Raw genomic sequence first — 12,184 nt, 5'->3', positions numbered from 1 at the left:
ACGGATGTCTCGTTGGCCAGACACTTCCTGTGACGCAAGTTGTAACTTCCTATGCTCGTAGATTCCCATTGCCACCTTGATCGCCTCGACCTCGTCGCTCACAACGGCTCCCTGGATGCAGCGCTCGACGCTGCGCGCCAGCGTGGCGTCGGGCACTTCCTGTGTATCGGCGTCAGCGCCGAGAATGCCGCCGACGTCAAGGCTCTGGCCGAGCGCTATGCCGATGTCGATTGCTCGGTGGGCATCCACCCCCTGGATCTCAAACCCGGCGAAGCCCCGGCCCTTGAGTGGCTGCTGGACGAGCTCAATCACCCACGGGTGGTGGCCATCGGTGAAACCGGCCTGGATTACCATTACGAGCCAGAAGCCGCCGACTTGCAGCAGGCCTCGTTCCGCCTGCACCTGCAGGCGGCGCAGCAGACCGGCAAGCCGGTGATCGTACACACCCGTGGCGCCCGGGCCGACACCCTGGCCTTGCTGCGCGAAGCGGCGCTGCCCCAGGCGGGTGTGTTGCACTGCTTTACCGAAGATTGGGAGATGGCCAAGGCGGCCCTCGACCTGGGCTTCTATATTTCCCTGTCGGGCATCGTCACCTTCCGCAACGCCGAGGCCCTGCGCGATGTAGCGCGCCAGGTGCCGGCTGACCGCCTGCTGGTGGAAACCGATTCGCCTTACCTGGCGCCAATCCCTCATCGCGGCAAGCCGAACCTGCCGGAATATGTGCGGGATGTGGCGGACTACCTGGCAATGTTGCGGGGTGAGTCGGTGGAGCGTTTTGCCGAGCAGACCACCGAAAACTTCAAGCGCCTGTTCCCTCTGGCGCACGTTGGCTGAATCCCAGGCAAAAAAAACCCGGGTTCTGGGGGGTGAATCCGGGTTAAGACCATTAGGAGTAAACAAAGGTACGCGGTCCGTTGGTACCCATATCGGTGTTTCACTTGGGGGAGATGTCACACCGACAGATGAAGTATTGATCAGTATCCCGTGCAGTCCAGTCGCATCTGATCGTTTTTTAAACAGATTTGGAATACGTGCGCTTCGCTTGAGTTCTCATTGACGGCAATACATTGCGTGAATCAGTGTTTTATTTCTGACCCGTATCGCCTGATTCGTTGGCGTGCTGTAAGTTTAGTATGTGGGTTGTTCATATAGACGTTGCCCAACGACCGCCCAGTCGGGATAATCCCTCGCACCGGGTAAAACGTTCCGTCATCGGGGCATCCCACCCTTCCAATACTGACCTCTGCAGACCTCTTTCTATGCACAAAGAACCCCGTAAGGTCCGTGAGTTTCGCCGCCGTGAGCAGGAAATTCTCGACACCGCGCTCAAATTGTTCCTCGAACAGGGTGAAGACAGCGTCACCGTCGAGATGATTGCGGATGCCGTGGGTATCGGCAAAGGCACCATCTATAAACACTTCAAGTCCAAGGCCGAGATCTATCTGCGCCTGATGCTCGACTACGAGCGTGACTTGAACGAGTTGCTGCACTCAGCTGATGTCGACAAGGACAAGGAAGCGCTGTCCCGGGCGTACTTCGAGTTTCGCATGCGTGATCCGCAGCGTTACCGCTTGTTCGACCGCCTGGAAGAGAAAGTGGTCAAGGGCCACCAGGTGCCGGAAATGGTCGAGGAGCTGCACAAGATCCGTGCCTCGAACTTCGAACGCCTGACCCTGCTGATCAAGGGCCGGATCAGCGAAGGCAAGCTGGAAGACGTGCCGCCTTATTTCCATTACTGCGCCGCCTGGGCGTTGGTGCATGGCGCCGTGGCGTTGTACCACTCGCCATTCTGGAGCAACGTGCTGGAAGATCAGGAAGGCTTCTTCCAGTTCCTGATGGACATCGGCGTGCGCATGGGCAACAAGCGCAAGCACAGCACCGACCTGCCGAACCCCGAGACGCCTGCTACATAAGGCATTCATCGGCACAATGGCGTGCTGATTTACTGCCGTATGTGGTAACCCAGGAATATACTCAGGCAAGGACCTTGCTAAAATCTGATTTATAAGTCAGGTTTTAGCGCGCCCGAATTATCCTCTGCCGGAGTGATCCATGATCGTTGATCGTCAAGGCAGGCGTTTTCGCAATTTGCGGATCAGCCTGACCTCAGCCTGCAATTATGCCTGTACCTACTGCGTGCCCAACGGCAAGCGGCTGGTGGCTGCGCAGGACGAACTCTCGGCTGAGGCCATGGCCCGTGGCGTGGCCTACCTGATCGAGGCGGCCGGTATTGATCGCCTGCGCATTACTGGCGGCGAGCCGCTGGTCAGCCCCAAGCTCGAAACCTTCATGCAGGCCGTCGGGCAGATGGGCTTGAGCGATATCAGCCTGACCACCAATGGCCAGTTACTGGCGCGCAAGTTGCCCTTGCTGGTGGATGCCGGAATCCGCCGTATCAATGTGTCCCTCGACACCCTCGATGCCGATGCCTTTCGTGGGATCGCCCGTGGTGGCGACTTGGCTACAGTCCTCGATGGCATGGACCAGGCGCGTGCGGCGGGGATCAAGATCAAGGTCAATATGGTGCCGCTACGCGGGCAGAACCTCGATCAGGTCATGCCGCTGCTGGAGTATTGCCTGGCGCGCGGCTATGAGCTGCGTTTTATCGAGTTGATGCGCATGGGCCACCTGGCCAGTGACTCCAACGCCTTCCTGCAGCAATTCGTCAGCCTGCAACAACTGTTGAGCCTGATTGGCGACCATCACGAATACTTGCAGGCCGACGCCCCGGTAGATGCCACGGCCGTGCGCTATGAAATTCCCGGCCAGGGCTTTTTCGGCGTGATCGCCAATGAAAGCGTGCCATTTTGCCGAACCTGTTCGCGCCTGCGCCTTTCCTCCACCGGCTGGCTGCACGGCTGCTTGTCTTCGAGCAACCGCCATTACGTCGGCGACCTGTTGGACAAACCACGTCACCAAGCTTTGCCTGCGTTGCAGCGCCTGCTGGTCAAGGCCTTGGGCGACAAGCAGGAAGTGGCATTTTCGGGCGGCGCTACGGTGATGAAGATTATTGGCGGCTGACACCTAGCTATAAGCTTGCAGCTGCTTCTATGGCCCAAAATCTGCATCTCGTGCCCATTCGCCGGTTTTCCGTCACCGGCTTCTGGAGGATAGGATGCGTAGTCTGGTTTTGTTGCTGGCGTCGTTCGCGCTGGGTGGCTGCATGACAGTCAGCGATATGGCCGAAGGCACTCGCTATCAGATGAGCGATGCCGGTTTGCTGGATCATAGCGACACCCGTCGTTCCAACTCGGTTCGCATACAGCCCGATTCCTTTGTGTTTATCGCCCAGGGCGCATTCACGCCGCCGGGCAGTGCCTATCCGCGTCCCAATGTGGTGGCCGAAGAAGCCTTCAACGGTTTTATCGAATACTTCCCCATGGTCCGCCGCGCCCGTGCCCCGGAAGGCCTGGAGCAAGCCATGGCCGAGGCCCGTGAAGTCGGGGCGCATTACCTGTTGTACACGCGGTTCGCCAAGGCCGATGATCGCATTGGCAATGCCGATGAGTGGGCGGATCAGGAGGCCCTTGATCGGCTGGGAGTGGACAGCGGGGTTATCCAGATCATGTTGATCGAGACCAGCACCCAGTATTTGATCGATACTGCACGGATTCGCAGTCGTGGCGGTTTACTGACGTTCCACGACAATAAGCCCGAAGATCTGCTTGGCCCACCGTTGCGGCAGTACGCCCGCACCTTGCTGGGCATGAGCGACCAGTAATTCAAAGGAGAACAGCATGACGGGTTCGGCCAAGGCCAATGATTTGTTGGCACAGTTGCCCAAGGGCAAGGGACCGGCACCGGTTCACCTGTGGAACCCGGATTTCTGTGGTGATATCGACATGCGCATCGCCCGTGATGGCACCTGGTATTACCTGGGCACGCCTATCGGGCGCAAACCGATGGTCAAGCTGTTCTCCAATATCATCCGCCGCGATGGCGATGATTACTTCTTGATCACGCCGGTGGAAAAGGTCGGGATCAAGGTGGATGACGCGCCCTTTGTGGCGGTGATGCTGGAGGTCGAAGGGCAGGGTGAGAGCCAGCTGCTGCGGTTTACTTCCAATGTCGATGATCCGATCGAGGCCGGCCCGGCGCATCCGCTGCGGGTGGTGATCGACGCACACACCCAGGAACCTTCGCCCTACGTGCTGGTGCGCAACAACCTTGAGGCGCTGGTCCATCGCAACGTGTTCTACCAGTTGGTGGAGCTGGCGGTGACGCGCCTGATCGACGGCCAGCGTTGGCTGGGGGTTTGGAGTGGCGGGGTGTTCTTCCCGATCGGCCTGGAACCCGAGGGCTGATCCCGGCTATAGGGTTGAACGACACACCGCCATCGCTGGCAAGCCGGCTCTGCGTCTGTCGGTTGGTGGCTCAAGGCTGCTTCGGCGCACCGGGCAGGTTGTCATCGTTGCCGCTTGGGGTGGCATTCTTGCCTGGGCCGATCTTGCCGTTCTCGACATCGGTGCCCAGGCCCTGACGGTTGCCGTCATTGCCCTGGGTGCGAGGGTCAGCGCCGTCCTGGATGATGGCACCGCCATTGGTGTCCAGGCCGGTGCCCATGGAGTTCTTGGTTTCTTCGGTTGCCGGGTTGGGTGGGCTGCCAATCGGGTCGGTCTTGCCGGTGGAGTGGTCGGATGCGGCAAAGCTGCCAAGCGAAAACGCAGACAGCAAACCGGTGAGGGCAAGGGCAGTCATTTTGCGAGTATTCATGGTGGAGCCTCCATAGAAATAAGGTCCTTACCTTCTATTGGTCAGCCCACCTTTGTGGTTGGTGCCTGGGTCGCGACGAACGGTGTCAGGTCACCTGCAGGATTTTGTTTTGCGAAACCCGGCGCCAGATCAGGCGCGCCACCGTGATCAACCAATTGAGCAGGGCGATCCCCAGGACACTGGCCAGCAGGGTCGGCATGCCTTGCTCGACGATCAGCTTGCCTGCCAGCAGCGGAAACCCGAACACGCCGATAAAGTACGACAGGCTGAACAACAGCAAGGCCTGGGGCATGCTGGCACTCGGCGCTTCGTTGGCGGCCAGGCCGTTGATCACCGAATAGGTCAGGCCGTAACCCACCCCCAAGGTCATGGCCGCCAGCAAGTAGCTGAAGCTGTCATGTACGCCGACGCTGAACATCAGGATCGACACCATCATCAATCCGGACAATACACAGGCTGACCAATAGGCGTCGCGCCTGACCACCACGCTGGCAATCAGCAAGCGACTGGTAATGGCTGCCCCCATGAAGCCAAGAAAGAACCACGAATAATCCAGCCCACGGCTTGCCGCATAACTGGTCTGGAAACTCGACAGCCCACCAAACACGCAGCCGCCCAGGCCCACCATGATGATTGCGAATACCGCCTTGGACCCGAGTACCTGCCGGGTGCTGGCCCAGGAGATTTTCGAGACGGTGCCGGCGCCCAGCAGGTTGGGTTGCTGCTTGAAATGGCTGCCCAGGCGCCAGAAGATCAGCACGCCCGCCAGGCTGGCGAGGGCTGCGATGTAGAACGCGGTTTCAAGGGGCAGGCCCAAAGAGCTGGCCACTCGCCCCAGCAAGGGCCCCGAACCGATGCCGGTCATCATGCTGCCCGACAGCCAGGCAAAATACTTGGCCCTTTGGCTGGGCTCCACCAGCATCGCCACAATGATCGGGCCCAGGGTATAGAACACGCCCCAGCCCAGCCCGAGTGCCAGGCCGAACAGCATCAGGCCCTGGCCAAAGCCCGGCGTCAGGGCAAAACCCAGGCAGGCCGTCACCAACAGCATCCCCAGGCAGGCAATCGAGCGCGCGGCACCCAGGGCGTCGGCCAGGTGCCCGGACGCCATTACCGCGATAAACGTACTGAGCATTGCCATGGCGATCACGCTACCGGCGTCGTGCTCGTTGCCGCCTCTGGAATCGATCAGCAGCGACAATAAAAACGTCGAGCCATACGACAGTGATAACAGGTAGCTGGCAAGGCAGAGCAGGGCGAAGAGTTTTCCGTCAACCGAAGCAGTGGGGCGCATGGGCAAGCCTGGGAGTCTGTTGGATTTATGACGGACTTTTTACCACGCACCACCGTGTGGTTTGTTCTGTGGTTACTGGTGCCAGCATTGCTGGGCAGCGGAGTAACCGCGTGCATAAAACCCTGCAAGCGGTCATCAAAGCGCCTTAGTATGTGTCCTTTCTTTTTTAGCAGCAGGCCTGTTCATGACCATCGAGATTCGTCCCGCCGTGCCCAGCGATGCTGCGCAGATCCTGACCTTCATCACGGAGCTGGCCGAGTACGAAAAAGCCCGCCACGAAGTGATCGCCAGCGTGGTGGATATCGAGCGCAGCCTGTTCAGTGAAGGCGCTACCGCCCATGGCCTGATCTGCCTGCGTGATGGCTTGCCGATCGGTTTTGCGGTGTTCTTCTTCAGCTATTCCACTTGGCTTGGCAGCAACTGCCTGTACCTGGAAGACCTGTACATCAACCCGGAACAGCGTGGCGGCGGGGCGGGCAAGAAATTGCTGCGCCACCTGGCGAAGATTGCCTACGACAATGGCTGTGGGCGCTTCGAATGGAGCGTGCTGGACTGGAACGAGCCGGCCATTGCGTTCTACAAATCCATCGGTGCCCAGCCCCAGGAAGAATGGGTGCGCTACCGCATGGAAGGCGATGCGTTGCGTGAGTTTGCCCAGGGCTGAGATCGGCCCTGTCTTGAGGCCCGGCATTTGCCATAATGGCCGCCGCTTTCGTACGACACATAGGCTCCCGACATGCAGGAAAACGCCCCAACGCCCGTCAAAGATCCTGCCCCCACGGGCACCCAGACCCTGTTGCGCGGCCTGGGCGTGGTGCAGGCGGTGGCTAGCGGTGCGCGGGATCTCAAGGAGATTGCCCGGCGCATCGGCACCACCCGCAGCACCACGCACCGCCTGGCCAGTTGCCTGGTGGACGAGCGCTACCTGCGGGTGGTGCCGCAAGTCGGCTATCTGTTGGGGCCGAAGTTGATCGAATTGGGCTTCCAGGCCCGGGAAGAACTGCCGCTGGTGACGCTGGCGATGCCTTATCTGGATGAGTTGTCGGCGCTGACTGGCGACACCATCCACCTGGCGATCCGTGAATACGACGATGTGCTGTACCTGCACAAGAACCCTGGGCGCAATGGCCCGGAAATGCGTTCGCGGGTCGGCCATCGCATGCCCCTGGCACGCACCGGGATCGGCAAGGCCTTGTTGCTCGATGATACGCAAGAGGAATGGCAGCGCCTGTATCAGGCCAGCTTGCCGGTAGGCGGGAAAAACCTGCACTGGCCGCAGCACCCGGAACAATCCTGGGAGCAGTTCGAGCAACGCATGCACGACTATGTCGCGGGCGGCTATGCGTTCGACCTGGAAGACAACGAACCATCGATCCGCTGTGTGGCCGCACCCGTGCGCGATGCCAGCCGGCGGATTGTCGCCGGCATCAGCATCGCCAGTACGGTGCCCTACATGCCGCTGGAAAAAATGGCCGAGCTGATTCCTGTGGTCAAACAGGTCGCAGCACGGCTGTCAGCGGAGTTGGGGGCGAAGGCCTGATCAAGCCTTCAGGGTGGTCATGTCGATCACGAAGCGGTACTTCACGTCGCCAGCAATCATGCGGGCATAGGCTTCGTTGATCTGGCGGATATCGAGCATTTCGATGTCGCAGGTAATGCCATGCTCGGCGCAGAAATCCAGGACTTCCTGGGTTTCGGCAATGCCGCCGATCAGTGAGCCGGCCAGCACTTTACGGCCCAGCACCAGCTTGGCGGCGTTGACCGGAGGGTCTACCGGCTCGATCAAACCCACCAGGATATGCACGCCGTCAAAGCGCAGGGTATCGAGGTAGGGGTTGAGGTCGTGCTGCACCGGGATGGTGTCGAGCAGGAAATCGAAATGCCCGGCGGCGGCTTTCATCTGCTCGGCATCGGTGGACACGATCACATGATCGGCGCCCTGGCGACGGCCTTCTTCAGCCTTGCTCGCCGAGCGGGTGAACAGCGTCACTTCGGCGCCCATGGCCTTGGCAAACTTGATGCCCATATGGCCCAGGCCGCCCATGCCAAGGATCCCGACTTTATCACCCGCCTTGACCCCGTAGTGCTTGAGCGGCGAGTAGGTGGTGATGCCCGCACAGAGGATCGGTGCGGCGCTGGCCAGGTCGAGCTTGGCCGGAATCTTCACCACAAAGTGCTCGCTGACCACGATGCTGTCGGAGTAGCCGCCCATGGTGTTGCTGCCGTCCACGCGATCCGGGGTGGCATAGGTCATGGTCGGGCCTTCGAGGCAGTATTGCTCCAGGTCCGACTTGCACGCTTCGCAGTGGCGACATGAGTCCACCATGCAGCCCACGCCGACCAGGTCGCCGACTTTATGCGCGGTGACGCTGGCGCCGACGGCCGTGACCTTGCCGACAATCTCATGGCCCGGCATCAGCGGGTAGACGGCGATGCCCCATTCGTTGCGCGCCTGGTGGATGTCGGAGTGGCAGACGCCGCAGTAGAGAATCTCGATCGCCACGTCATCGGCCCGCGGGCTGCGGCGCTCGAACGACATGGGGGCGAGGGGAGTGGTGGCCGACTGGGCGGCGTAACCGATGGCGGTATACATGGTGAAAACCTCGCAAAAGCTTGGACGGGAGAGGTGGCGAATTCTGCGCGTGGACCCGGTGGGCGAACATGGCAAATGCTCCGAGTCTTATGCCTAAAGCTCCGAAGGAGCAGCCAAAAGCAGCAAGCTTCAAGCGCCAAGCTATAAACTCCACACTCTTTTGCAGCGTGTGGCTTGAAGCTTGTCCCGCTGCATCCGGTCGTGAATTTCCCGAGAACTGCTTTTATGTTGTTGACCCGCCATCTTGATGCCAACGCCACGCTGGTTGCCTTGATTGAGCAGCTCACGCCCTGCGACGGTTTCTCCCCGACTCACCTGGCGGGCGTGCAGGTGTTGCGCGCCAGTTGCGACGTGGCGCGCGGGCCGCAGATCTACGAACCCAGCCTGATGTTCGTGGCCCAGGGCAGCAAGGTCGCCTACCTGGGGCCCCGGACGCTGGAGTATGGCGCCGGGCATTACCTGATCCAGGCGATGCCGGTGCCCTTTGAATGCGAGACGTTTGCCATGGCCGCCGATGCCCCGCTGTACGGGGTGACTGTGGGGATTGACCGGGTGGTGTTGGGCGAGTTGGTGATGGCTATGGGCATGCAGGCCGGGCCACCGCCGACAGCGCAGACCCTGGAGTCGATGAGTTCGGTGGTGCTCGATGACGCGATGCGCGGTGCCGTGGAGCGGCTGTTGCAGTGCCTGCACGATCCACTGGAAAGTCGGATCATGGGACCGGCGCGGGTGCGGGAATTGTTGTTCACCGCGCTGCGTGGGCCCCAGGCCGATGTGCTGCGCGCGCTGGTGGAACAGCAGGGGCAGTTTTCGCGGATTGCCACGTCATTGAACCACCTGCATGCCCATTACGCCGAGCCGCTGAACATCGAGACCCTGGCTGGGTATGCGCATATGAGCGCGTCGACCTTTCATGAGCACTTCAAGCGCTGCACCTTGTTGTCGCCGGTGCAGTACCTCAAGCGCTTGCGATTGCTCAAGGCCCAGCAGTTGTTGCTGGTCGAAGGCATGGGCGTGGCGCAGGCGGCGCATAACGTGGGGTATCAGAGTACGTCGCAGTTCAGTCGCGAATATAAGCGCTACTTCCTGCGCAACCCTGGCGAAGAGCGCGCCGCATAAATCCCGTAGATACCTCTATCCAAATGTGGGAGCGGGCTTGCTCGCGAAGGCGGTGTGTCAGTTAACTATTATTAACCTGATACACCGCCTTCGCGAGCAAGCCCGCTCCCACTATAAAAAAGGCTCTCCAGTGGAGAGCCTCGTGTTCAAGCAGATGACTTACATGTTCGGGTAAGTCGGCCCGCCCGCGCCTTCCGGCGTCACCCAGGTGATGTTCTGCGAAGGGTCCTTGATGTCACAGGTCTTACAGTGCACGCAGTTCTGGGCGTTGATCTGGAAGCGCTTCTCGCCGTCTTCCTGGGTGATGACTTCGTACACGCCAGCCGGGCAGTAGCGCTGCGCCGGTTCATCGTAGAGCGGCAGGTTGGTGCCGATCGGGATGCTCGGGTCCTTGAGTTTCAAGTGGCACGGCTGTTCTTCTTCATGGTTGGTGCTGGAGAGGAACACCGAGCTCAGCTTGTCGAAGCTCAACTTGCCGTCGGGTTTGGGGTAGTCGATCTTCTGGCTGTCCTTGGCCAGCTTGAGGCAGGCGTAGTCCGGCTTGGTGTCATGCAGGGTGAACGGCATTTTGCCGCCGAGGATGTTCTGGTCGAACCAGTTGAAGCCAGCACCGATGATCGGGCCGAACTTGTGCATCGCCGGGCCGAAGTTGCGGGTGGCGAACAGTTCTTCGTAGAGCCAGCTGGCTTTGAAGCTGTCGACGTAGGCGGTCAGTTCATCGCCGCCTTCGGACTCGGCGAACAGGCGATCAGCCACGGCGTCGGCGGCGAGCATGCCGGACTTCATTGCGGTGTGGCTGCCCTTGATCTTGGCCACGTTCATGGTGCCCAGGTCGCAACCGATCAAGGCGCCGCCTTTGAATATCATCTTCGGCAGCGAGTTGATGCCGCCCTTGGCCAGGGCGCGCGCGCCGTAGCTGATGCGCTTGCCGCCTTCCAGATATTGGGCCAGCACCGGGTGATGCTTGAGGCGCTGGAACTCATCGAATGGCGACAGGAAGGTATTGCTGTAGGACAGGTCGACGATCAGGCCGACCACCACCTGGTTGTTTTCCAAGTGATAGAGGAACGAACCACCGGTGTTCTCGTTGCTCATGATGTCCAGCGGCCAGCCGGCGGTGTGGACCACCAGGCCTGGCTGATGCTTGGCCGGGTCGATTTCCCAGATTTCCTTGAGGCCGATACCGTAGTGCTGCACGTCGGCGTCGCTGTCCAGGTTGAAGCGCTGGATCAGTTGCTTGCCCAGGTGCCCACGGCAGCCTTCGGCGAACAGCGTGTACTTGCCGCGCAGTTCCATGCCCGGGGTGTACAGGCCGTCTTTTGGGTGGCCTTCACGGTCGACACCGAGGTCGCCAGTGATGATCCCGCGTACTACGCCGTTCTCGTCGAACAGCACTTCCTGGGCGGCGAAGCCTGGGTAGATTTCTACGCCCAGGTTCTCGGCCTGCTGGGCCAGCCAGCGGCACAGGTTGCCCAGGGAGATGATGTAGTTGCCTTCGTTGTGCATGGTCTTGGGCACAAAGAAGTCTGGAACCTTGGTGGAGCTGTCGCTGCTGCGCAGTACATAGATGTCGTCGCGCACCACGGGAGTGTTGAGCGGGGCGCCAAGTTCTTTCCAGTCCGGGAACAATTCATTCAGGGCGCGTGGTTCAAACACGGCACCGGACAGGATGTGTGCGCCGACTTCGGAGCCTTTTTCGACCACGCAGACGCTGATTTCCTTACCGGCTTCGGCGGCCTTCTGCTTCAGTCGGCAGGCGGCAGACAGGCCCGACGGCCCTGCGCCGACGATGACCACGTCGAATTCCATGTATTCGCGTTCCACAGGCTATCTCCTACTCAAGGCTCAACAGTTTTTTTTCTAATGGGTGGAGGTTCGGTGTTTTATCTGTCGTCATCTGCGTAAATTTCTTACGAAGGGCAGGGGACGACCCACCTTTCTCTCTGGGTGGCGCATTATATCTACACCACTCTCAGCGTCCAATACAAACGTTTGTTTGAATTGCCCGCGCGCTAGATAAATCAAAGCAGCGCGGCTTATATCTGACCATTTTGCTGTATTGACCGGAAAAGGCGTTCCGGTCAATATACGGTCGGTTTTGCGCTTCCCGTAGGCGGACTGCCGGTTTCAAGGCCACGTCCAAAGACAAGGCACTGCTCCATGCAGGTTGACGCGCACGTAATGCTGGTGCGCAGTTTACACGTTGCGACGATGAATGACTTGTCAGTCACCCCTGACGAACGGTCTTTATTATTGAGTACGTGCAACGTTATCTGTCATGACGGCCTGCGTTTTTAGAGGTGCCCTTGTGCGCCGTTGAGCATCTACCGCCAGGTTTATCCGGGCGGCTTCCTTTTCACCGGAGAGTAACGAGGAATCCATGAAGGTTCTTGTAGCTGTCAAACGCGTTGTCGATTACAACGTGAAAGTTCGCGTCAAGGCGGACAATTCCGGCGTCGATCTGG

General features: G+C 59.9%; 12 protein-coding genes and 1 pseudogene. 9 read left to right on the top strand and 4 right to left on the bottom strand.

Going from position 1 to position 12,184, the window contains the following annotated elements:
* Positions 1-51 precede the first annotated feature (51 nt).
* The 5 genes from KL786_RS21760 to KL786_RS21740 all read left to right on the top strand — a co-directional run bounded on the left by KL786_RS21760 (position 52) and on the right by KL786_RS21740 (position 4,304).
* Positions 52-834: a TatD family hydrolase gene (locus tag KL786_RS21760; protein ID WP_215518949.1), complete on the top strand. Its 783-nt coding sequence runs from the start codon at positions 52-54 to the stop codon at positions 832-834.
* Positions 835-1,259: 425 nt separating this feature from the next.
* Complete coding sequence (locus KL786_RS21755) at positions 1,260-1,913, top strand: TetR/AcrR family transcriptional regulator (protein WP_029299679.1); 654 nt, start codon at positions 1,260-1,262, stop codon at positions 1,911-1,913.
* 139 nt (positions 1,914-2,052) lie between these two features.
* A complete protein-coding gene (locus KL786_RS21750) occupies positions 2,053-3,021 on the top strand; it encodes a GTP 3',8-cyclase MoaA (RefSeq protein ID WP_032861495.1) in 969 nt (322 codons plus the stop codon).
* 94 nt (positions 3,022-3,115) lie between these two features.
* Positions 3,116-3,721 (top strand): DUF4823 domain-containing protein, encoded by a 606-nt coding sequence (locus KL786_RS21745; protein ID WP_032861494.1) that lies wholly within the window; start codon positions 3,116-3,118, stop codon positions 3,719-3,721.
* A 16-nt stretch (positions 3,722-3,737) separates the two neighbouring features.
* Complete coding sequence (locus KL786_RS21740) at positions 3,738-4,304, top strand: DUF1285 domain-containing protein (RefSeq protein WP_032861493.1); 567 nt, start codon at positions 3,738-3,740, stop codon at positions 4,302-4,304.
* A gap of 70 nt (positions 4,305-4,374) precedes the next feature.
* On the opposite strand, the gene KL786_RS21735 is transcribed toward KL786_RS21740, so the two are convergent.
* Together KL786_RS21735 and KL786_RS21730 are read right to left on the bottom strand one after the other, a co-directional pair.
* Positions 4,375-4,713, bottom strand: a complete 339-nt coding sequence (locus KL786_RS21735; RefSeq protein ID WP_032861491.1) for a hypothetical protein — start codon at positions 4,711-4,713, stop codon at positions 4,375-4,377.
* An 85-nt stretch (positions 4,714-4,798) separates the two neighbouring features.
* Entirely contained in the window at positions 4,799-6,007 is a 1,209-nt protein-coding gene (locus KL786_RS21730) for an MFS transporter (protein ID WP_215518948.1), read from the bottom strand.
* 184 nt (positions 6,008-6,191) lie between these two features.
* Between KL786_RS21730 and KL786_RS21725 the strand changes: the two genes are divergently transcribed.
* Complete coding sequence (locus KL786_RS21725; protein WP_029299666.1) at positions 6,192-6,671, top strand: GNAT family N-acetyltransferase; 480 nt, start codon at positions 6,192-6,194, stop codon at positions 6,669-6,671.
* Between the two features lie 72 nt (positions 6,672-6,743).
* Positions 6,744-7,547: an IclR family transcriptional regulator gene (locus tag KL786_RS21720; RefSeq protein WP_215518947.1), complete on the top strand. Its 804-nt coding sequence runs from the start codon at positions 6,744-6,746 to the stop codon at positions 7,545-7,547.
* On the opposite strand, the gene KL786_RS21715 is transcribed toward KL786_RS21720, so the two are convergent.
* A complete protein-coding gene (locus KL786_RS21715) occupies positions 7,548-8,600 on the bottom strand; it encodes an NAD(P)-dependent alcohol dehydrogenase (protein WP_215518946.1) in 1,053 nt (350 codons plus the stop codon).
* Between the two features lie 225 nt (positions 8,601-8,825).
* On the opposite strand from KL786_RS21715, the gene KL786_RS21710 reads away from it, so the two are divergent.
* Positions 8,826-9,719, top strand: a complete 894-nt coding sequence (locus KL786_RS21710; protein ID WP_090291743.1) for an AraC family transcriptional regulator — start codon at positions 8,826-8,828, stop codon at positions 9,717-9,719.
* A gap of 159 nt (positions 9,720-9,878) precedes the next feature.
* Here KL786_RS21710 and KL786_RS21705 read toward each other — a convergent pair whose 3' ends face one another.
* A complete protein-coding gene (locus tag KL786_RS21705) occupies positions 9,879-11,543 on the bottom strand; it encodes an electron transfer flavoprotein-ubiquinone oxidoreductase (protein ID WP_215518945.1) in 1,665 nt (554 codons plus the stop codon).
* Between the two features lie 556 nt (positions 11,544-12,099).
* Between KL786_RS21705 and KL786_RS21700 the strand changes: the two are divergent.
* Positions 12,100-12,184 (top strand): annotated as a pseudogene (locus KL786_RS21700) (electron transfer flavoprotein subunit beta/FixA family protein); the annotation flags it as partial.

This window comes from Pseudomonas sp. TAE6080 (assembly GCF_018732265.1).
Taxonomy (GTDB): Bacteria; Pseudomonadota; Gammaproteobacteria; order Pseudomonadales; family Pseudomonadaceae; genus Aquipseudomonas; species Aquipseudomonas brenneri.
The sequence above is the reverse complement of the archived record's forward strand: the minus strand, read 5'-3'. Positions and strand labels throughout refer to the sequence as shown.